The sequence below is a fragment of the Brevundimonas sp. genome (assembly GCF_035626535.1).
Classification (GTDB): Bacteria; Pseudomonadota; Alphaproteobacteria; order Caulobacterales; family Caulobacteraceae; genus Brevundimonas.
Genome location: NZ_DASPNO010000016.1, coordinates 1 through 20,324 on the forward strand (window position 1 = coordinate 1; position 20,324 = coordinate 20,324).

Genomic DNA, 20,324 nt, shown 5'->3' on the forward strand with positions numbered 1-20,324 from the left:
TCCATCGACCTCCGCGAGGACCCCCGGACTCTCCATCGCCCGGGCTTCATCGCTCGACCACAGCCCGCCGCCATCGAGAACGTGGATCCGACGCCCTCCCCGTCCGACGGGATGGGACCAGTATGGGCCGGGTTTCTTCCCAGGCGCGTTCGTGACGCTGGACCGGAGGTGATGTCGTTCGGAAACAGCGGATTGGCCGCGGAAAGTATGCGGACAGACGGCGGATTTGCAGCGCAGCAATGGGCGGCGTGGCGTTCACCTCCCCATTCGCCTGGCGCGAATGGGGAGGTGAGGCTCAGTTCGGCCGGCCGACCACGGCATCCACCGAGTTGGTGGTCACGGGGTGATAGCCCGGGCGGGCCTGGGCGTAGAGGCGGGTGGCGATCGGGCGGCCCCAGTCGCCCTCGGCCCACAGGCTGGTGAACAGGGGCAGGACGAATTTGCGCCGGCCCATGGTGGTGAGGAATTTCTCCAGCGTCGGCACCGCCGGCTGGTAGCGATGCTGGACCGCGATCTGAAGCCACGAGAAGACCACCTCGGCGTTGCCCTCCTCGCGCAGGTTCAGCGTCGCCTCGATGTCGGAGAGCTGGGCGTCCGTCAGCCAGTCCGCGCCGGCGCGCAGACCGTCCGGACGCCAGGCGAGGAAGCGCTGGCGCTCCTGGGTCGACCAGCCAGACCACGGGATGGCCGAGGCCGGGCCCTTGTCGGCGAAGAAGGCGCGGGCGGCGGCGTCGACGGGGGCGAACGCGGTCGAGACCGGCGGCTGCCAGTTGGACGGCATGCCCGGCTGATAGATCCAGGCGTCCATCATCAGCTGCTGTTCCAGCTCCGGCGTCGTGACCAGATGGGTCCGGATATCCTCGAGGAAACGCTCGGTGGTCATGGGCCGGAAGGCGTTGCGCTCGAAATAGCCTTTCAGCCAGGCGTCGAAGCGCTCGCGGCCGACGATGCGCTCGATGGTGCGCAGGAAGGCGGCGCCCTTCTCATAGGCGACGTCGGTCAGGCCCTCGTCGGGGTCGCGGCCGGTCAGGTCGAGCTTGAGCCGGGTGTCGGCCGGCGGCAGGTCGGCGAGGGTCGACTGCAGGTCGCCCCAGCCGAGCGACTGCAGCATCAGGGCGCGCTCGCGGCCGTAGAGCGCCTCCATGATGCGGTTCTCGAAATAGACGGTGAAACCCTCGTTGAGCCAGAAATCGGCCCAGGTGGCGTTGGTCACGAGATTGCCCGACCAGCTGTGGGCCAACTCGTGCGCCACCAGCGAGACCAGCGAGCGGTCGCCGGCGATGATGGTCGGCGTCGCGAAGGTCAGGCGCGGGTTCTCCATGCCCCCGAAGGGGAAGGACGGCGGCAGGACGAGGATGTCGTAGCGGCCCCAGCGGTAGGGGCCGTAGAGCCGCTCGGCCACGTCGACCATCTCTGCTGTCGGCACCAGTTCGTTATGGGCGGCGTGCAGCATCGACGGCTCGGTCCAGACGCCGGTGCGCTCGTCGATGGCCTGGAAGGCGACATCGCCGACGCCGATGGCGATCAGATACGGGGGCACCGGATTGGTCATGCGAAAGCGGGTGGCGGTGCGTCCCGCCCCGGCCGGTTCGGGGGCGCCGACGGCCTCGGCGCTCATCACCACCTTGAGGTCGGAGGGCGCGGTGATGCGGGCGTCCCAGGTCTGGCGGATGCCGGGGCTGTCCTGGGTCGGCACCCAGGTGCGGGTCAGGATCGCCTGTCCCTGGCTGAACATATAGGGCTTCTGGCCGCCGGCGGTCTGGGCCGGCGTCAGCCACTGCAGGGCGGCGGCGTCGGGCCGGGTGACGTAGCGGATGACGATGCGGCGGCGCTCGCCCGCGGCGAGGGCGGGGAAGCGGATGGTCAGCGGCTGGCCGAGGATCGGATCGTTGGCGCCGGTCTCGAACTGCAGCGGGTTTCCGGCGGTGTCGCGGACGTCCTGGATGTCGAGGTTGCGGACGTCGAGGATGATCTCGTTGGCGCCAGGCTCGCCGGTGATGTCGAGGGCGGCCGTGCCCGACAGGGTCTTCGCCTGGAAGTCGGCGGCGAGGTCGAGGGCGACGTGGTTGACGCGGGCGATCTCGGGCCGCGCGTACGAGTGGATGTCGCGAACGTAGTCGACGGGGGCCGTGGCGGTGGCCGGGACGGCGGGCATGTCGGAGCCGAACGGGTTCATGGCGGCGCAACCTCCGACCGCAGTGGCGAGGGCGAGGGCGGATACGAGGCCGAGCTTGCGGATCATCGGGGGCGTCCTTTGCGATTGTGCGCGGACAACGCCCCGAGAGGCCGGAAAGATCAACCCCCCGGTCCGCCGGTCCTCACCCCTTGGCGGGCGCCGGAGCCAGATGGCGCGCCTTGAACAGGCGGCCGCGCTCGGCGACGAGCACGAAGACCAGGGCGGTCAGGCCCATGACGGTCATGCCCAGCGCCATGGGAGCGACCGAGCCGTTGAACTGCTGGCCGATCAGGAAGCCAAGGGTCGAGCCGGCGGTGGTCGAGATGAAGCCCTGGGCCGAGGAGGCGGTGCCGGCGATGTGGCCCATCGGCTCCATGGCCATAGAGCCGAAATTGCCGGCGATCAGGCCGAAGCAGAACATGGTCAGGCCCTGCAGGACGGCGAAGGTCCAGATGGTCTCGTGCCCGGACAGGGTGACGGCCGCATGGATCGCGGCCATGGCGATGAAGCCGAGCAGGGCGGAGTGCGAGATCAGCCGCGAGCCCAGCTTCTCGACCAGCCGGGCGTTGAGCAGGGAGGCCACGGCGATGCCGCCGGCGACGAGGGCGAAGACGGTGGTGAACAGCCCGGGCGCCTCGAATACATCGAAGAAGATCTGCTGGCTGGAGTTGATGAAGCCGAACAGGGCGCCGGTGATGGCCGTCATGGCCAGGGTGTAGCCGATCGACTGGCGGTTGGTGACGGCCTGGCGGAAGGCCGAGGCGATGCGGCCGACCTGGATCGGCATGCGGTCTTCCGGATGCAGGGTCTCGGGCAGGCGGATCGCCGCCCACAGCATGAAGGAACCGCCAGCCAGGGCCAGGACGCCGAAGATCCACGGCCACGGCGCGACGCCCAGGACCAGCTGGCCGAGCGTCGGCGCGATGATCGGAATGCCGAGGAAGACGAGGAAGCTGAGCGACATGACGCGGGCCATTGTCCGGCCGCTGTAGCGGTCGCGCACAATGGAGACGGCCAGCACGCGCAGGGCGGCGGCGCCAATTCCGGCGCCCACCCGGGCGACGATGAGCAGTTCGAAGCTGGTGGCGAAGGCGGCCAGCACGCTGAACAGGACATAGAGCGACAGGCCGATCATCAGCACGGGCTTGCGGCCGTAGCGGTCGGCGAGCGGGCCATAGATCAGCTGGGCCACGCCGAAGCCGAGCAGATAGGCGGTGATGACCCACTGGCGGCTGTTCTCGTCCACGACGTTCAGGGCCTCGCCGATGGCCGGCAGGGCGGGCAGCATGGCGTCGATGGCGAGGGCGTTGAGCGCCATCATCATGGCGATCAGGGCAACGAATTCGGGGAAGCCGGGGCCCCTGACGGCGGGCGTGGCGGCATCTGCGGCGGGGGAGGTCATCGGGGCCAGATGCGAACGCGCGGCGGCGGGCGCAACCTCGGGGGCGAGAAATACCGGCGGGCGGCGGGGGAGCGCCGATTGGCGCGATCCGGCGGGCGTGGCAGGATCGGCCGATCAATGCGGGGGCTGACCATGTTGAGGATCGTGCTGGGCGTGCTGGCGGGGGCGGTCGTGGCCGTGGCCCTGGTCGCCGGTCTGGAGATGCTGGGGCATCTGCTGTTCCCGCCGCCGCCGGGGCTGGACGCGAGCGATCCGGAACAGCTGGGGGCGATGATGGCGCAGGTTCCGCTGCCGGCGAAAATCTGGGTCGTGGCGGCCTGGACGCTGGCGACCACGGGCGGCGGCGTGGCGGCGGCGCTGATCTCGCGCCGGGGCTGGGCCGCATGGGTGATCGCGGCCCTCGTAGCGGCGGCGGCCGTAGCCACCCTGTTCATGATCCCGCACCCGCTGTGGATGCAGATCGGGGCTGTGGCCGGACCGCTGGCCGGCGGCTGGGTGGCCGGGGTCGTGGTCAAAATGTGGAAGCCGGCCGCGGCGGTTTGAAAAACGGCGGCGGGGCTGGCAGGAGGGGGCGTTCAGAGACAAGGACCGCCGAGATGACCGAAGCCTTCCCCGTCACCGTGTTCCACAACCCCGCCTGCGGCACCTCGCGCAACGTGCTGGCCATGGTCGAGGCGGCGGGCTACCGGCCCGCGGTGGTGGAGTATCTGAACACCGGCTGGGAGGCGGATCAGCTGCGGGCGCTGTTCGGGAGGGCGGGGCTGACTCCGCGCGAGGCGCTGCGCGACAAGGAGGCTCTGGCGGCCGAACTGGGGCTGCTGGACCCCGGCGTCGGCGACGATGTTCTGCTGGCCGCCATGGTCGAGCATCCGGTGCTGGTGAACCGCCCCATCGTCGACACGCCGAAGGGCGCGGCGATGTGCCGGCCGTCGGAGCGGGTGTTCGACCTGCTGGAGCGGACGCCGGACAGCTTCGTCAAGGAAGACGGGGAGCGGATCGCCGGGCGAGGCAGGGATTCCCCTCAAGGTTAGTCACGGACTCGCCTGTAAAGCGAAATCGCGTGTGGAGAGGGCGCGCCAGGCGTTCTCCACACGCTCCGCTACAGGCGGGCGGCGGCGGGGGCTCGCTAGAACCAGGACGCGTCGCCGGACGCCGTCGCCAAGCCGTAGACCATGACGCCGCCGAGGATGACGATGCCGGCGACGACCAGATAGTCGAACACCCGCTCGAGGCGCCAGAAGCGCTCCCCGGTCGAGACATGATGATGATCCGCCCCGTGCGCCGCCGTGTTGTGGCGGCGAAGGCGGGGCATGTGAAGCTGAAGTGATCGCATTGGACACCTCGTGAACACGGGCGCCGCGGCGCGCGACGCCACGGAGGGGAAACGTGCGGGCGGACGGGCGGGTTCCTGCGCGAACGACGGTCTCAAGGGACGTCGGCGCCGTCTGGTGCGGGCGGTCGGGCTCGAACCGACACTCCTTTCGGAACCGGATTTTGAGTCCGGCGCGTCTACCAATTCCACCACGCCCGCACAGGCCGTCTGGTCCTTCCGGCAGGCCCGCCAGATAGCGCGCGCCTGTCCGTGAGGCAATCGCACAGGTGAGGCCGGTCGGCCCGGAAACGGGCGCCGACCTGTCGAAAGCTCTGCGGCGGGTCGGGAGCTGACGGCGCTCAGGACACCAGACGGAAGCGTATGGTCGCAATGATCAGCCGCCCTGCGGGCGGGCCGCCTTCATCCGCGGGGGCGATCCGGGCGTCGCGCAGGGATTTCAGCGCCTCCTCGCCGAACCGGAACCGGCGATGGTGGCTCTCGCGTTCGGTCCGGCAATCGGTCAACCGACCGTTGCCGGCGGAGATGCAGCTGAACACGACGAAACCGGATCCCAGGTGGGCCGCGGTTTCGGGATAGCGGGGAGCCGGGTGACGCCTCCAGAAATCCACGCCCGCTTCCGGAGGGATGCTCCAGCGGGCCATCTCGTCGCGGGCCTCGGGACGGCCGGCGTCGCAGGCGGCCAGCACCTGATCGAGGTTGGCGGTGTCCGTTGGCAGATCGAGGGCGTAGCGGCGCAGCGGCGCCGTGGGGTCGGCGTCGACGGCCACCGACAACTGCAGCGCTCCGCCCTGACGAAGTCGGCGCGCATCGAGACGGGGAACGGGGCTGAACACAAGCGAACCGTCCCCGCTCGAAAACCAGTAGCCCGCCTCGACCCGGCCGTCGCTGTAGGCCGCCTCGATCCGCCGGGTCCCTCCCTCCAGCGTCTGTGGGGTTGTCCCCTCCAGCGGCGGCAGGCCGGAGAGCAGGAGTTCGAGATCGCCGTCGCGGCATCGGACGGCGAGGGTCTGGCCGCTCGAATAGCCGACTACCGCCAGCATCATGTCCTGGCTTTCGTCGACGATCAGATCCCAGTCGTCGCCGGGCTGCTGCGCGTTCGCGGGGGCGGCGACGAGAGCGATGACGGCCGCGACGATGGCTGCCCGCCACATCACGCCGGCCCCACCGTCTGTTCGATGGCGCCGAAGATGGAGTGGTGGTGGTCGTCCAGCATCTCGATGCGGACGGTGTCGCCGTGTTTGAGGAACTCGGTCTCGGGCTTTCCGCGCAGGATCGTCTCGACGGTGCGGACCTCGGCGATGCAGGAGTAGCCGAGGCCGCCCTCACTGACCGGCTTGCCGGGACCGCCGCCGGCGTCGCGGTTGGAAACGGTGCCCGAGCCGACGATGGTCCCGGCGCAGAGGCTGCGGGTCTTCGCCAGGTGGGCGATCAGGGTCCCGAAGTCGAAGGTCATGTCAGTCCCGGCGTCGGCCTTGCCGAAATCCTGGCCGTTGAGCTGGACGCTCAGTTCGCCCTTGAGCTTGCCGTCGGCCCACCGGTCGCCGAGCGAGTCGGGAGTGACGAAGACCGGCGACAAGGCCGAGGCGGGCTTGGACTGGACGAAGCCGAAGCCCTTGGCCAGTTCGGCAGGGATCAGGTTGCGCAGGCTGACGTCGTTGACGAGGCCGACGAGGCGGATGTGGGTCAGGGCTTCCTCGCGCGACACGCCTTGGGGCACGTCGCCGGTGACCACCACGACCTCGGCCTCGAGGTCGCAGCCCCAGCTCTCGTCGGCCAGCGGGATCGGATCGCGGGGCGCGAGGAAGCCGTCGGAGCCGCCCTGGTACATCAGCGGGTCGGTCCAGAAGCTGTCAGGCATCTCGGCGCCGCGGGCCTGCCGCACGAGGGCGACGTGGTTCACATAGGCCGAGCCGTCGGCCCACTGATAGGCGCGGGGCAGGGGCGAGGCAGCCTCGCGCTCATGGAAGCGGCCCCGCGGCACGCCGCCGTGTTCGAGGCTTTCGGCGAGGGCGCGGAGGTCGGGCTCTACCCGGTCCCAGTCGTCGAGCGCCGCCTGCAGGGTCGGGGCGATCAGAAAGGCGTCGGTGAACCAGGCGAGGTCACTGGAGACGAGGACGAGGCGGCCGTCGCGGCCGTGCTTCAGGGAGGCGAGTTTCATGCCCCAAGGCTTAGGCGGTTTCTCAAACCGGGGAAACCGTCTGCGTCAGTGATGGTCGCCGCTGTGGCTGAGGCGCGGACGGCGCGGCCCCGGATTGCACAGCTCGGCTACCACGGCGCGCATGTCGTTCTCGCGGGCGGAGCGGTGGCGCCAGTAGTCGTTGAAGTCGGCGACCGCGAGCCGCAAGGCGTCGTTGCGCTCCTTCGTGGTCATCGCGCGTTTGCCGTGCTTCGCCGGCGCCCGGACGGGGCGGGCCTGGCCCGGGTGAATCGAGACGATGGTGACGTTGGCGCCGGACGAGGCAGGCGCCGCGTCGTCGTGTCCGGCGGTGGAGGTCTCCTCCTCCTCGGGATGGTCGTGACCGTCGTGGCCGTCGCCGTGCCCGGCCTCGCCCTTGAGGGCCCGGTCGAGGTCGTCGGCGCATGCGCTCAACTCGCCGCCGAACTTCAGCGTCTTGCCGAGGCGGGCGCGAAGCACGCGCTGGAGGTGGGCGGCGTGCGCCGGAAGCGACTCCGTGTCGGCCTTCATGGCGGCTTTGGCGGCCTCGTCGATCGCTTCCCAGATGGGACCGGCGGCGGCGTCGCTGCGCCTCGGCCGGGAGCCTCCGCCCATCAGCCAGCCGATCATGGCCGCGACCAGCAGCGCGAGCAGGATCGCGCCCCAGAACATCGGGTCGGCGCCGATCATGATGATCGGGTCGAGCGGGGCGCCGGCCGTATCGACGGTGGCGAAATCGTCGCTGTAGGACATGCTGCTCCCCGCTGGGCCGACCGCCGTTCGCGGACGGCGCATCTTGCCCCGACCGACCTGCTTGGCAACGGTAAAGGTTAACGGCGACGCGGATTCGTCCGCCGCGCGAACCGGTCAGTCGGGGGTGATCAAGGCCTTGGCCTCGGCTCCGGTGCGGGCCCCGACGTCGCGCACCTCGACCTCGACCGAGACGGAGCCTTCAGGCTCGTGGGCCCAGAGGTAGCGGCGCTCGATCTCGACCTCGCGGCCCGAGGGGGCGAAGCCGGTGAAACTGTCGCCCCACGGCGTGATGGCCTTGATCTCCTGCCAGGCCAGACCGCAGGCGGCGTCCAGCTCCTCCATGGCCATCAGCGAGAGTTCGTCCCGCGGGTCGGGCGCTACAGCCATCGCCGCACCCGGGCGCGGTAGGCCTCGTAGTCGGCGCCGAATTTGGCGGCCAGATAGCGCTCCTCGCGCTGGATGACGAAGCGGTCGACAACGAGGAGGCAGGGGATCAGCAGGAGCAGGACGAGGACGCTGTCCATGGCGATGGCGAGGCCGGCGTAGGTGATGGCGAAGCCCAGGTAGATCGGGTTGCGGCTGAAGCGGTAGAGGCCGTCCGTGCCCAGCACGGTGCTCGGCTTCCACGGCTCGACGGCGGTGCCGAGGCGACGGAAATAGCCGGCCGCGGCGCCGTCCAGCAGCAGGCCGCCGATGATCAGCGGCAGGGAGACGAAGCGGCGCGTCAGGGTCTCCATGCCGAAGCCGAGGCTCAGCCAGTTCGCGACGTCAGACCCGACGACGGCGGGGTTGGCGAAGCGGAAGATGGCCCAGCCAACCAGCAGGAAGCCGATGTAGATCAGCGGCGGCGGAGCGATGACGCCGGCGGTGTCGCGGGATGCGCTCACGGGCGCAGGTCCTCGTCGCCGTAGATGGCCACGCGGGCGGGCTCGCTGGCCGAGACGGCGCCGCGGTACATGCCGGAGGTGTTCATGGCGAAGGCGGGCGTGCCGTCGAGACCCATGACGATGACGCCGCCGTCGCCGCGGATGGAGCCGACGTCGGCGATCTCGGCATCGGCGGCGGACTGCACGTCGGCGCCGGCGGCGGTGCGATGGCAGATGTCGCGGGCGACGGTGGCGCGGATGAAATACTCGCCCGAGCCCGTCGCCGAGACGGCGCAGCCGTCGGCGTTGGAGGCGTAGGTGCCGGCGCCGATCACCGGCACGTCGCCGACGCGGCCCCAGCGTTTGGCGGTCATGCCGCCGGTCGAGGTGCCGGCGGCGAGGCGGCCCTGGCTGTCGAGGGCGACGGCGCCGACGGTGCCGAATTTGCGCTCGTTGAGGGGCGGGGCGGGAAGGTCGGCCGCCGCTTGCGGACGGGGGGCGCCGGCGGGGCGTCCGGGCATCGGCTGGTTCTGCTGCCCCAGGGCGCGCTCGAGGCCCTGCCAGCGGCGCTCGGTGAAGAAGAAGGACGGGTCGACCTGCTCCAGCCCGACCGAGGCGGCGAACGCATCGGCGCCCTCGCCGATCAGCATGACGTGCGGCGACTGCTCCATGACGGCGCGGGCGGCGGCGATCGGGTGGCGGGTGGTGGTCAGGCCGGCGACGGCCCCGGCGGTGCGGTCGGCGCCGTTCATGATCGCGGAGTCGAGCTCGTTGCGGCCGGCGGCGGTGAAGACCGCCCCGCGTCCGGCGTTGAACAGCGGGTCGTCCTCCATGATCTGGATCGCGGCCTGGACGGCGTCGAGGGCGGAGCCGCCCTGGGCCAGTACGGCCGAGCCGGCGTCGAGGGCCCGCTTGAGCGCGGCGCGGTAGGCGGCGTCCTGTTCAGGGGTCAGGCTGTCGCGCTCGATGACCCCGGCGCCGCCATGGATGGCGAAGGACCAGCCGGCGGGCTGCGGGGCGGCGTCCTGGGCGGCGGCGGGCGCGGCGATCAGGGCGAGGGCGGTGGCGAGGGGAAGGAGGCGGGTCAGGGTCATGGCCGCAACGTCGGCCAAGCGCGGGCTCAACTCAAGAGCCGAAACCGAGAGGCTGGCCGCAGCAGGGACAGCCGGACGTCTCGACGCCGAACAGGGCGCGGACGCGGTCGGGGCCGAGGGCATGCGCCGCGGCCGCGGCCTCGATCCAGTCGGGTCCGATGGCCAGAACCCGGTCGGCGCGGGCGGCAAACGGCAGGTGATGGCTGGAGGCCAGGACGACGCGGCCCTCGTCGGCCAAGGCGCGGATGGCCGTCTCGACCGCCTGGGCGTGGGTGGGATCGAGCAGGGCCAGCGGCTCGTCGAGCAGGCAGACCGGGGCGTCCTGTACGAACAGGCGGGCGATCAGGACCAGCTGCTGCTGGCCGCTGGACAGGCGGTCGAAAGGCCGGTCGGCGAGGTCGGAGACTTCGAGCCGGGCGAGGGCGGCGCGGGCGGCCTCGACATCGTCCGGGGTCAGGCCGGGAGACCAGCGGCGGCGTCCGGCTCGTCCGAGCGCGGCGAGGTGCAGGGCGGAGAAGCCGGCGGAGACGGCGCCGGGTGGCGGCAGATACGCCACGGGGCCAGGGCGGTCGATGCGGCCGGAGAGGGGTGGGATCAGGCCGGCGACGGTCTTCAGCAGGGTGGTCTTGCCGGATCCGTTAGGACCGATCAGGGCGACGATCTCGCCGCGCCGGGCGGTCAGGTCGAGCGGCGGCAGGCGGAAGCCGGGGCCTCCGCGAGGGGCGCGGCCGCCGACGAGGGCGTCGAGAACGAGGGCGCTCATGCCCGCCTCGAGGTGGCGACGAAGAGGGCGAGGAAGGCGGGGGCGCCGACGGCGGCGGAGAGCAGGCCGACGGGCAGTTCGGCCGGCCCGAAGGCGGTCGACAGCCGGTCGATGAGCAGGGCGAACAGGGCGCCGACGGCCATCGACGCCGGGATCAGCTGTCCGGCCCGCTCGCCGACGACGCGGCGGGCGGCGTGGGGCGCGAGCAGACCGATCCAGCCGACCACGCCGGCCACGGCCACCGCCGACGAGGTCATCAGGGCGGCGGCGGCGAGGGCCAGCAACCGCAGCGGCCCGGCCCTCAGCCCGAGCGAGCGGGCCTGTTCGTCGCCGAGCGACAGCACGTCGAGGCGGAAGCCGAGGCCCAGCAGGATGGCCGCGCCGAGGCCGACGGGCGCGAGGGCGAGCGCGGCTTCGCCTGCGGTGGCGCGGGTGAATGAGCCGAGCAGCCAGTAGGTGATCGAGGGCAGTTGCGAATAGGGCTCGGCGGCGATGACCACCAGGCCGAGGCCGGCGGTCGCCAGGGCTCCGGCGACGATGCCGCACAGGATCAGGGCGAGGCGGCCGTCGCCGCTGCGGGTCAGGGCGGCGCAGACGACGGCGAGGGCGCCCGTGGCGAGGCCGCCGGCGAAGGCGGCGCTCTGGGTCAGGAAGGCGCCGGCGCCGAGCAGCAGGGCGAAAGCCGCGCCGAACCCGGCGCCGGAGGTGACGCCGAGCAGGTCGGGCGAGGCCAGCGGATTGCGGAACAGGATCTGGAAGCCGGCTCCGGCGCCGGCGAGTGCCGCGCCGCAGGTCAGGGCCGCGAGCAGGCGGGGGCCGCGCAGGGCGAGGGCCAGCTCGGCCTCGGGCGGACCTGCGCCGAACAGGGCGGCGAACAGGGCGTCGGGCGGGACCGCCAGCGGACCGGTCGCCAGCACAGTCAAGGCGCCGGCCAGCGCCACGAGCGCCAGCGCCAGCGGCGCGCCCCTGGTGCGGAGCCCGGTCACGGAATCCACTGCGGCCGGGGGACCTCGGCCGGGGCGAGGCCGTAGAGTTTCCGGCTGAGCAGGGTCAGCCCCATCCAGCCGGCCTCGGGATCGGCCAGCCAGGCGCAGCCGAGCAGACGATTCACGGACGGCGGGCGGTCGATCCAGCCGAACGGGGTCGACGGCAGGAGCAGCACGCGGCGGCGCCGACCGTCGCGCCGCCGGCGCCAGACCGGATCATGGGCGGCGGCGCGCGCGAATTCGGGGCTGAGGGTGACGATCGCCTCCGGATCCCAAGCGGCGACCTGTTCGCGGCTGACCCGGCCGATGTGGCGCGAGCCCTCCGCCACATTGATCCAGCCGGCCCCCTCCAGCACCTCGGTGGCCAGGGCGCCGCGAAAGCCGGTCTCGAGGCCGTCGGCGCCGCGGGCGTAGTAGAAGGACGGCCCGGCCGGCGCCCGGCGCCAGCGCGCGATCACCGCCGCGGCGGCTTCGGCGAGTTCCTCGCCGCGGGCCGGGGCGTCGAGCAGACGGCCGGCTTCGCGCAAGGCGTCCGGCATCCGGGGCAGGGTTCCGTCGATCAGCCGCCAGTCGACGCCGAGCCGGGCCGTCATGCGCGCCGCCAGTCCCTGATGTTCGGGATCGGCGTCGCCGTAGTCGACGACCAGCCGCGGCTTCAGCGCGGCGATGGCCTCGGGCGTGGCGGGCCGGCCGCCGCTGGCCAAGGCCCCGGTCTCCGGCAGTTCGGCGGCCCGCGGGGGCAGGGAGGCCAGCGCCCGGGCGTCGGGCCTGCGCGGCCAGCCGGCCAGGCGCTCGCGGGCGACGGCCCAGATCAGCAGGGCGGCGGGCTGGCCGGCGGCGACGACGTCGCCGGCTGGGCGCCGCGCCGCGGTCGCGCAGGCCAGCAGACCGGGTCCGGCGGCCACGGCGGCGCCCAGCCCCAGCAGCACGGACCGGCGTCCCGGCGTCCTCATAAGTCGAATCCCCCGTTTGCGGCTATCCTGCCGCGAGCATCCGCCGACCGCCACCTCACGGGCAATTTACCCTTAACTCTTGTCGGGTCTTGCGCGCCGTGCTGCTTATGCGCCTTCGCGCGTCAGGTGGGGCGCAGCAATTCGGGAGTGAGCCGTTGAGTAGAACGGATGGAGGGAGCGCCGTTGGCGCTTCGGCCGGGCGTCTGGCCTGGCGAACGGGGGGAACCGGGTCATGAGCCTCAACATCGTCATTATCGCGGGTCTGGTCATCACCTTGCTGACGGGCGTGCCCGTCCTGATGCAGATCCTGAAGAACCACCCGAGAGGGTTGATCATCCTGTTCTTCGCCGAAATGTGGGAGCGGTTCTCCTACTACGGGATGCGCGGCATCCTGATCTTCTTCCTGACCCAGCATTTCCTGTTCGACGACGCGACCGCGAGCGCCACCTACGGCTCCTACACCTCGCTGGTCTATCTGCTGCCGCTGATCGGCGGCATGATGGCGGACCGCTACATCGGCACCCGCAAGGCGATCGCCTTCGGCGCCGTGCTGCTGGTGGCCGGCCACGGCATGATGGCCTTCGAGGGCCGTCCGGCTACGGAGACCCTGACCTACGGCGGCGCCCAGTATGAAGTCGTCAGCGAAGGCCGCGGCGCGGCACGCGAGGTCGGAATCATGGTCGACGGCCAGCGCTACGCCTTCACGCCCGCCGAGGGCGGAGGCCTGTCCCTCACCGATCTGCCCGCCAACGCCAGCCTGCCGGCGGTCCTGCCCGAGGGTTCGTACGAGCTCGAGCAGACCCGCGACCAGAACGGCGTCAACATCTTCTATCTGGCGGTTTCGCTGATCATCATGGGCGTCGGCTTCCTGAAGCCGAACATCTCGACGATCGTGGGACAGCTGTATCCGCAGGGCGATCCGCGCCGGGATTCCGGCTTCACCCTGTACTACTACGGCATCAACCTGGGGGCCTTCTGGGCCGCGGTGCTGTGCGGCCTGCTGGGGCAGACGGTCGGCTGGTGGGCGGGCTTCGGCCTCGCCGGCGTCGGCATGGCCCTGGGACTCGTCGTCTTCGTGCTCGGGAAGCCGCTGCTGCAGGGCAAGGGCGAACCGCCCAACCCCGAGCTGATCAAGCGCCCGATCATGGGGCCGATCAACCGCGAGTGGCTGATCTACATCCTCGCCGTCCTCGGCGTCGGCATTGTCTGGTTCATGGTCCAGCGCAATGCTCTCGTGGGCACGGTCCTGAGCGTCTCGACCCTGCTTTCGCTGGTCTTCATCGCCTGGGTCATCGCCTTCCTGTGCAAGACCTGGGCGCAGCGCCAGCGGATGATGCTGGCGGTGGTGCTGATCTTCGGCGCGGTGGTGTTCTTCACCCTGTTCGAACAGGCCGGCACATCGCTGAACCTATTCGCCGACCGCAACGTCGACCTGACAGTCGTCCCGCAGGCGATGCAGATCCTCGGCCTCACGGTCGGGACGCCGGCCCAGCTGGCGGCGGCGGGCATCACGCCCTCGGGCTTCTGGATCGACGCCACCATCACGGCGGCGCAGGTGCAGTCGTTCAACGCCGGCTTCATCCTCATCTTCGCGCCGATCTTCGCGGCGATGTGGGCTTGGCTGGCCAGCCGGAAGATGGATCCGAACCCGACGATGAAGTTCGGTCTCGGCCTGCTGCAGGTCGGCCTCGGCTTCCTGGTCGTGGTCTGGGCCGCCGGTTCGGGCATGGTCAACAGCGCCTTCCAGATGCCGCTGATCATCCTCGCCCTGCTCTACATGCTGCACACCACCGGCGAGCTGTTCCTGTCGCCGGTGGGCCTGTCGGAGATCACCAAGCTGTCGCTGCCCTCCGTGGTCAGCTTCATGATGGCGGTGTGGTTCCTGGCCAGTTCGATCGCCCAGTTCGTCGGCGGCCGGATCGCCGGTCTGATGGGCACCGAGACCGTCGGCGGCCAGGTGCTGGACCCGCAGGGGGCGCTGGCCACCTCGCTGGAGGGCTTCGGCAAGCTGGGCTGGTGGGGCGTCGGCATCGGCGTCGGCTTCATCCTGATCAGCTTCGTGATCAAGGGCTGGTCGCACGGCGCCAATGACGCCGACAACCACCCGGGGCCGAGCGTCACCGATCGCGGCCAGGAGGACGGCAACGTCGCCCAGCCGGGAGCCAGCACGCCCGGCTGATCCGGCGCGGACGCAAAAGAGAAGGGCGGAGCCTCGCGGCTCCGCCCTTTTTTGTTGCGCTACCGGCCTTCGGCCTGCTTGAGCGCATCCTTTGGCGCTACCGGCCTTCGGCCTGCTTGAGCGCGATGTTCAGAAACTCTTGCGGATCTGCAGGAACAGCCACGGGCTCATCTTCGTGCTGCGGACCTCCCGGAAGGCCACCGGGGAGACATCGCGCGGGCCCGCGTAGATTTCGCGGTCGTAGCCCCGTTCCCGATCGGTGACGTTGGCGAGGTCGACCTTGATGGTCAGGTCCGACGACGGCTTCCACTGCGCGTACAGGGTGACGAACGGCTCCTGGATCATGGAGCGGACTTCCCGCACCCGGAAGAGACGGCCCTTGTCGGTATTGCAGCCGTGGTCGAAGCCGTAGGACCATTTGCCGCCCTGCAGATCGTGGTTGAAGGCGACGCCGCAGCCGAAGGCCTGATTGCCCTGGAAGCGGCGGGTTTCGCCGGTCAGCGGGTCGGTGACCTCCGTATGGGCCCAGCTGCCGCGGGCCTGCAACCGGGCATTGGGGATGCCCAGCCTGTCCATCGGCAGGGTCAGGCGCACCTGGTACTGGTCGAACGAGCCGTCGCCGATGTTGCCGACGCCGTCGAAGCCGCCGGTCAGCGGAATAATGTCGATGACGTCCTCGACCTCGCCGTGAGCCGCCGACAGCTCCAGCACGCCCTCGCCCCAGAAGCGGCGTTCGTAGACCGCTTCCACGATGGTGGTCTTGTCAGGCTCGAGATCGGGGTTGCCGCCCTCGACCTGGCCGATGTCGATGTCGGCCGAGGCGACGAAATCGCCGAAGTTGAGCTGGCCCACCTGACGTTCGGCGCGGAAGCGGAACTGGTGGCCTTCCCACGGCGTCCAGGTCAGCTGGAAGCGCGGCTTGGGATAGACGAAGGACTTGGTCAGGTCGCTGTCGCCCGACTGGCTGATCTCCGACACCTCGACCCGCAGGCCGGCCTCGAGGGTCAGCTTGGGGCTGGGGCGCCAAGTGGCCTGGCCGAACACCTCGCCGCGCAGCTCCTCCACCTTGACCGAGGACGACGGCAGCGGAATCGCCACACCGTTCTCCTCATAGGCCGTGGAGCTGTCGAGGAAGTTATAGGCAATCTCGCCGCCGCCTTCGTAGGCCCAGCGGTCGTTCGGTCGGAAGCGGAGCACGGCGCGGGCGATTGACTCGCCCTGGCTGCTGTCTTCGGAGAAGGTCGAGGTGTTCGGCCCGCTTTCCGAGACCCCGACATAGTCCTGGGTCCCGTAGCGCTGCAGGCCGACCAGTTCGAGGCCCATCCGGGGTGACAGGTCGCGGGTCCAGTTGACGCCCAGCTCGGCGTTGACCGACTCGACGTCCTCGTCGTTGAAGCTGTCGATGCCCGGGCCGGAGCGGATCAGCAGATCCTGCGAACTCTCGCTGCCGAACCAGCCCAGCAGGCCGTTGACCTTCAGGCTGCCGCCGGCGAACGGGCGCTGGAGGGCGCCGGTGCCGCGCGCGTTGCGGAAGCGGTCCCACAGGACCAGGTCGGCGTCCTGGATCAGCGCGCCCGAAGAGTCGTAGCGGCGGCGGAAGCCCTCGCCGGTGCCGTCGGTGCGGTCCGTGGTGGCGCTGAACGAGCCCTCGATCGAGTTCTCGCCCTCGCGGCGGGAATACTGGCCGGCGATGATCGGGCCCAGATAGCCGTCCGGATAGAAGTAGGTGTTCAGCTCCAGCACCCGCTCGACGGTGACGGTGCGGCGCAGGACGACATTGGCGACGACTGACTGGCCCTGCATGTCGATGCCCGGCGCGCCGCCGCGGATCAGCTCGATCCGTTCAACGCTGTCGGCGGAGATGCGTCGCAGCACCTGGTCGAGGCTGTCGCTCTTGGAGGAGGGCCGGTCGCCGTCGATCAGGACGTTGCCGGCGGCGCCGGCGAAGCCGCGCTGGCCGGTGTCGCCGGTGTCGAGCCCGAAGCCGGGCAGGCGGGCGATCATGTCCAGCGCGGTGTCGGGCCGGGAGTCGGCGAAGAAGGCGGGCTCGAAGATCAGCACGCCCTGCTGGGCGGCGTCGACTTCCGGAGCGGACTGCACCGGGCCGGTCGGCACCGGCGCCTGGGCGGCGCTGTCGGGCGTCGGCGACTGGTTCGGCGTGGTTTGCGCCAGGGCCGGAACGGCCAGGACGGTCAGGGCGGCGGTGGCCAGCCAGATGCTCTTCTTCATAGGTCCCTCTCCCAAGTGAGCGGACCGTGCCCCCGCCCCCGGGAGGGCTCCAGTTACAAGCTGGACAGGTGGATTAATTCGCGGACAGGCTTGCGGCGGGCGAGTGTCCGGTCCTGGAGCGGCCGGCGGGAATCGAACCCGCGACATTCAGCTTGGGAAGCTGACGTTCTACCTCTGAACTACGGCCGCGACCGGATCGCCGATCGGAGGCGGACCATAACTTCGCGTCGTCAAAAGAAAAGGCCCGGCGCGGCGGCCGGGCCCTTCCGTGGCGAGCCGTCGCCGGCCTATTGCGCGACCTCGACGTCGACGCCGCGGCGCTCAAGGATTTCCTGGACGCTGTCGTCTCCGGCCAGGTGGGCGGCGCCCACGGCGATGAAGGCGGTGCCGGAGCCTTCGAGCATGGTCTCGATCTGGTTGGCCCAGTTGGTGTTCCGGCGGACCAGCAGGGCCTGGTACACCTCCTCGCTGCTCTCGCGCATCGGCTGCACGCCGATCGACTCGATGGCCGCGACGTCGCCAGCGGCCCAGGAGGCGACCAGACGGTCCAGTTCGACCGTGGCGTCCTCGAAGGCCTCCAGCGTGCTGCGCAGGAAGGCCAACTGGTCCTCCTGCGGGAAGCCGGCGATGATGCGGACCTGCTCGTCGATCGTCTCGAAGCCGGTGACCGGCTTGCCGGCGGCCTCGGCCCGGGCCTTGAGGATCAGCTCGACGCCGGAGGCGGGGTCGTAGCCGGCCTTGGCCAGCGGCGCGACTGCGAGGGTCAGGGCGGCGAGCCACGGGCGGAACTGGTCGAGCTGGGCGGCGCTGAGCCCGATCGTCTTCGCGGCGGCGTCGAGGTCGGCGATTTCCCCGGCGGTCAGCAGGCTGGAGAGCGGGATGGCCGGAGACATGCCGTGCTGCATGATCAGCGGAACCATGGCGGCCTGATCGTCCGGATTGGAGATCTCGAGCACCAGCGTGTCGGCGCTGTCGAAGGCGGCGTCGACCCGGGCCGTGCCCCAGCCGGTGGTCGGGCGCAGCATGTGGACCGTGCCGAACAGGTAGAGGGTCGAGTCCTCGTCCTTGATCACCCACAGGGCCGGGCCCCGGCCCTCGGCGGGCGGGACGGCGCGGATGGCGGGCGCCGCTTCGGCGACCGGCGGAACCACCTGGGCGTCGACCGGGGCGACGACGGCGGCGGCGAGGCCGAGGCCCAGAACCGCCCCGGCGGCCAGACGGGCGAAGGTGGAGACGGTGGTCTTGAGGCGTTCCTTGAAGGTCATGTCAGGTCCGTAGCGAGAGAAGGTGAGTGAATCGGGGCGTCATTCGGCGATGAAGATGGCTTCGATCGGCTGTTCGAAGACGCGGGCGATGCGGAAGGCGAGGGGCAGGGACGGGTCGTAACGGCCGGTCTCCAGCGCATTGACGGTCTGGCGCGAGACACCGAGCCGGTCGGCCAGATCGGCCTGGCTCCAGTCGCGTTCGGCGCGCAGCACCTTGAGGCGGTTGTTCATGCGGCGGCTCCTAGCGGTGCTTCAGCCACCAGACCGCCCAGGCGACGGCGTAGCCGGCCATCTGGAACAGCAGGATCGTCCACATGCCGCCGGCGACGAGATCCGGAGCGCTGAGACCGACATCCGCGGAGGTCGAACCGTCGTCGCCGAAGGTCAGGGTGAGCAGCAGGATCACCCCCACGGACATGCCCCCCGAGCCGCCCCACCACCAGGCCCATTTGTGGGCCTCGCGCGCCGCCTCGTCGATGCCGCGCCACCACCAGATGCAGGCGGCGAAGGCGACGGCCATGGCCGCGGTCATAATGGCGGCGGTCAGCGCCAGCCCCATCGGCCCCGTCATGTCGCCGACCAGGCCGCGCGCCGCACCTGCGATCCCGCCGACGACGGCGACGGCGAGAATCATGAGGATGTAGGTTCCGAGGCCGAAGGGGCGTTTGGGCCGGCTGGCGGGGTTCATGGGCGGTTTCCTCGTCGTGTGACAAGGGTGTTTTACATCGACCGCGCCTCATGTCAAGCAGGCTTGTCAAAAGGTCCGTGAGACTTGTCGTGGCTATTCGGCGGCGACTTCGGCCGGCGCGGCCAGTTCCGGACGCGACAGCGAGCGGGGGGCGGTCTCCACCGGCGGCAGGCCGGGCAGATCCTTGCCCTCGTGGTCGACCTGCAGGTCCTCGAAGCGGCGGGCCGAGACCATGACCTGGCTCTCCAGCGAACCGACGAATTTGTTGTACCGATCGACGGCCCGACCCAGAGCCGTCCCGACGTCCGCCGCGTGGCCGCCCATCACCGACAGCCGCTTGTAGAGCTCCTTGCCCAGCCTGGCGACGTCCTCGGCGTTGCGGGCCTGCTCCTCGGCGCGCCAGCCGTAGGCGACGGCCTTGCACAGGGCGAACAGGGTCGTGGGCGTGACGATGACCACCCGCGAGGCCATGGCCTGGGTCATCAGGTCGGGTTCGTGATCGAGGGCGGCGGCGAGGAAGGCGTCGCCCGGCACGAACATGGCCACGAAGTCCGGACTGGGCTTGAACTGGTCCTGATACGCCTTGGACGACAGCTGGCGAACGTGGGTCTTCATGCTGGTCGCGGTGCGCAGCGAGGCGGCGCGGGCCTGCGCCTCCTCGTCGCCGTCGGCCTCGTCCCCGAAGGCCAGCGACACCTTGGCGTCGATCACGAACATGCCGCCGCCGGGCAGGCGCACGACGAAGTCGGGGCGGGACTGGCGGCCTTCCTCGTTGACGGCCGAGGTCTGTTCCTCAAAGTCGAAGCGGCCGGCCATGCCGGCGGCCTCGAGCACGTTGCGGCAGGTCTGCTCGCCCCAGCGGCCGCGCCGGCCGGTGTTGCCCTTCAGCGCCTCGGTCAAGCGGCGCGCCTCGTCGCGGGTGGCGGTGGAGGCGGTCATCAGCAGCTGCAACTGCTCCTTGAGGCCGCCCGTCTCCTCGGCGCGGACCTTCTCGAGGGCGGCGACGTGTTCCTGGAATTGCTTGAGGGTGTCGGCGACCGGCTTGAGTTGGGCCTCAATGCGCTGGCGGGCCATTTCCTCGCGGTTGCGGAAGGTCTCGTCGGTGCGCTTGAGCAACTCCTCGGCGGCCGTGCTCGCGGTCTCCCGCGCCTGCGCCCGAAGCAGCTCGGCGTTGGCCGCGGCGGAGTCTTGGGCGACCCGCAAATGGGCTTCGGTCTCGGCGTGGCGCTCGCGCAGCTCCCATGCCCGGGTTTCGGCGGCGGCGGCGCGGCGGCGCTCCATCAGGGCCCAGGCGAGGGCGATGACGGCGACCACCGAAGCAGCGAAAAAGGCGACGAGCGAAGCGTTCATGCTCCGTTCCTTACCGGGAGTCGGCCGGAGCCGCCATGGCGGGGAGCAGCGGAAAAGTGCGGTCGGTGGAGTCGGTTCGGCCCAGGCGTCATGACCGGAGGATGCGCCGCGCCTGCGTCAGAATCGGTCGCA

At 70.7% G+C, this 20,324-nt stretch carries 20 protein-coding genes and 2 tRNA genes; 3 read left to right on the forward strand and 19 right to left on the reverse strand.

The features are described from left to right. Positions 1 to 295 precede the first annotated feature (295 nt). A complete protein-coding gene (locus tag VEC04_RS01680; RefSeq protein WP_324773204.1) occupies positions 296 to 2,242 on the reverse strand; it encodes a M1 family metallopeptidase in 1,947 nt (648 codons plus the stop codon). A 76-nt stretch (positions 2,243 to 2,318) separates the two neighbouring features. Continuing rightward, positions 2,319 to 3,578, reverse strand: a complete 1,260-nt coding sequence (locus VEC04_RS01685; RefSeq protein ID WP_324773206.1) for a multidrug effflux MFS transporter — start codon at positions 3,576 to 3,578, stop codon at positions 2,319 to 2,321. 117 nt (positions 3,579 to 3,695) lie between these two features. On the opposite strand from VEC04_RS01685, the gene VEC04_RS01690 reads away from it, so the two are divergent. Together VEC04_RS01690 and arsC are read left to right on the forward strand one after the other, a co-directional pair. After that, positions 3,696 to 4,121: a hypothetical protein gene (locus VEC04_RS01690; protein ID WP_324773208.1), complete on the forward strand. Its 426-nt coding sequence runs from the start codon at positions 3,696 to 3,698 to the stop codon at positions 4,119 to 4,121. 53 nt (positions 4,122 to 4,174) lie between these two features. Next, positions 4,175 to 4,609, forward strand: coding sequence for an arsenate reductase (glutaredoxin) (gene arsC / locus VEC04_RS01695; RefSeq protein ID WP_324773210.1), 435 nt, complete (start codon positions 4,175 to 4,177; stop codon positions 4,607 to 4,609). Positions 4,610 to 4,704: 95 nt separating this feature from the next. Here arsC and VEC04_RS01700 read toward each other — a convergent pair whose 3' ends face one another. From VEC04_RS01700 to VEC04_RS01750, 11 genes are all read right to left on the reverse strand, one after another. Then, positions 4,705 to 4,890: a hypothetical protein gene (locus tag VEC04_RS01700; RefSeq protein ID WP_324773213.1), complete on the reverse strand. Its 186-nt coding sequence runs from the start codon at positions 4,888 to 4,890 to the stop codon at positions 4,705 to 4,707. Positions 4,891 to 5,024: 134 nt separating this feature from the next. Then, positions 5,025 to 5,109, reverse strand: a tRNA-Leu gene (locus VEC04_RS01705). Positions 5,110 to 5,249: 140 nt separating this feature from the next. Next, positions 5,250 to 6,062, reverse strand: a complete 813-nt coding sequence (locus VEC04_RS01710) for an energy transducer TonB (protein ID WP_324773215.1) — start codon at positions 6,060 to 6,062, stop codon at positions 5,250 to 5,252. Continuing rightward, positions 6,062 to 7,069, reverse strand: coding sequence for a fumarylacetoacetate hydrolase family protein (locus tag VEC04_RS01715; protein ID WP_324773217.1), 1,008 nt, complete (start codon positions 7,067 to 7,069; stop codon positions 6,062 to 6,064). The genes VEC04_RS01710 and VEC04_RS01715 overlap by 1 nt, the downstream gene beginning before the upstream one ends. Positions 7,070 to 7,114: 45 nt before the next feature. Further along, the gene (locus VEC04_RS01720; protein ID WP_324773219.1) at positions 7,115 to 7,819 is read right to left on the reverse strand and encodes a hypothetical protein; all 705 of its coding nucleotides are present in this window, start codon (positions 7,817 to 7,819) and stop codon (positions 7,115 to 7,117) included. Between the two features lie 114 nt (positions 7,820 to 7,933). Then, complete coding sequence (locus VEC04_RS01725; protein WP_324773221.1) at positions 7,934 to 8,206, reverse strand: hypothetical protein; 273 nt, start codon at positions 8,204 to 8,206, stop codon at positions 7,934 to 7,936. Then, positions 8,197 to 8,706, reverse strand: a complete 510-nt coding sequence (locus VEC04_RS01730) for an isoprenylcysteine carboxylmethyltransferase family protein (protein ID WP_324773223.1) — start codon at positions 8,704 to 8,706, stop codon at positions 8,197 to 8,199. The genes VEC04_RS01725 and VEC04_RS01730 overlap by 10 nt, the downstream gene beginning before the upstream one ends. Further along, complete coding sequence (locus VEC04_RS01735; RefSeq protein WP_324773403.1) at positions 8,703 to 9,779, reverse strand: isoaspartyl peptidase/L-asparaginase; 1,077 nt, start codon at positions 9,777 to 9,779, stop codon at positions 8,703 to 8,705. The genes VEC04_RS01730 and VEC04_RS01735 overlap by 4 nt, the downstream gene beginning before the upstream one ends. Positions 9,780 to 9,810: 31 nt before the next feature. Further along, positions 9,811 to 10,542 carry an ABC transporter ATP-binding protein gene (locus VEC04_RS01740; RefSeq protein ID WP_324773225.1) on the reverse strand — a complete coding sequence of 244 codons (732 nt, stop codon included), beginning with the start codon at positions 10,540 to 10,542 and terminating at the stop codon, positions 9,811 to 9,813. Beyond that, positions 10,539 to 11,528: an iron ABC transporter permease gene (locus VEC04_RS01745; protein ID WP_324773227.1), complete on the reverse strand. Its 990-nt coding sequence runs from the start codon at positions 11,526 to 11,528 to the stop codon at positions 10,539 to 10,541. Before VEC04_RS01745 ends, VEC04_RS01740 begins: the two co-directional genes overlap by 4 nt. Further along, positions 11,525 to 12,481 (reverse strand): hypothetical protein, encoded by a 957-nt coding sequence (locus VEC04_RS01750; RefSeq protein ID WP_324773230.1) that lies wholly within the window; start codon positions 12,479 to 12,481, stop codon positions 11,525 to 11,527. Before VEC04_RS01750 ends, VEC04_RS01745 begins: the two co-directional genes overlap by 4 nt. A 232-nt stretch (positions 12,482 to 12,713) precedes the next feature. On the opposite strand from VEC04_RS01750, the gene VEC04_RS01755 reads away from it, so the two are divergent. Beyond that, positions 12,714 to 14,660 carry an oligopeptide:H+ symporter gene (locus VEC04_RS01755; protein ID WP_324773233.1) on the forward strand — a complete coding sequence of 649 codons (1,947 nt, stop codon included), beginning with the start codon at positions 12,714 to 12,716 and terminating at the stop codon, positions 14,658 to 14,660. 129 nt (positions 14,661 to 14,789) lie between these two features. Here VEC04_RS01755 and VEC04_RS01760 read toward each other — a convergent pair whose 3' ends face one another. The 6 genes from VEC04_RS01760 to VEC04_RS01785 form a co-directional block, all read right to left on the reverse strand. Continuing rightward, positions 14,790 to 16,889 (reverse strand): TonB-dependent receptor, encoded by a 2,100-nt coding sequence (locus VEC04_RS01760; protein WP_324773235.1) that lies wholly within the window; start codon positions 16,887 to 16,889, stop codon positions 14,790 to 14,792. A gap of 114 nt (positions 16,890 to 17,003) precedes the next feature. Further along, positions 17,004 to 17,078, reverse strand: a tRNA-Gly gene (locus VEC04_RS01765). A gap of 98 nt (positions 17,079 to 17,176) precedes the next feature. Next, the gene (locus VEC04_RS01770; RefSeq protein WP_324773237.1) at positions 17,177 to 18,154 is read right to left on the reverse strand and encodes a TraB/GumN family protein; all 978 of its coding nucleotides are present in this window, start codon (positions 18,152 to 18,154) and stop codon (positions 17,177 to 17,179) included. A gap of 39 nt (positions 18,155 to 18,193) precedes the next feature. After that, complete coding sequence (locus tag VEC04_RS01775) at positions 18,194 to 18,385, reverse strand: helix-turn-helix transcriptional regulator (RefSeq protein WP_324773239.1); 192 nt, start codon at positions 18,383 to 18,385, stop codon at positions 18,194 to 18,196. A 10-nt stretch (positions 18,386 to 18,395) separates the two neighbouring features. Continuing rightward, positions 18,396 to 18,842 carry a hypothetical protein gene (locus tag VEC04_RS01780; protein ID WP_324773240.1) on the reverse strand — a complete coding sequence of 149 codons (447 nt, stop codon included), beginning with the start codon at positions 18,840 to 18,842 and terminating at the stop codon, positions 18,396 to 18,398. A 93-nt stretch (positions 18,843 to 18,935) separates the two neighbouring features. Then, entirely contained in the window at positions 18,936 to 20,192 is a 1,257-nt protein-coding gene (locus VEC04_RS01785) for a DNA recombination protein RmuC (RefSeq protein ID WP_324773242.1), read from the reverse strand. Positions 20,193 to 20,324: the final 132 nt, after the last annotated feature.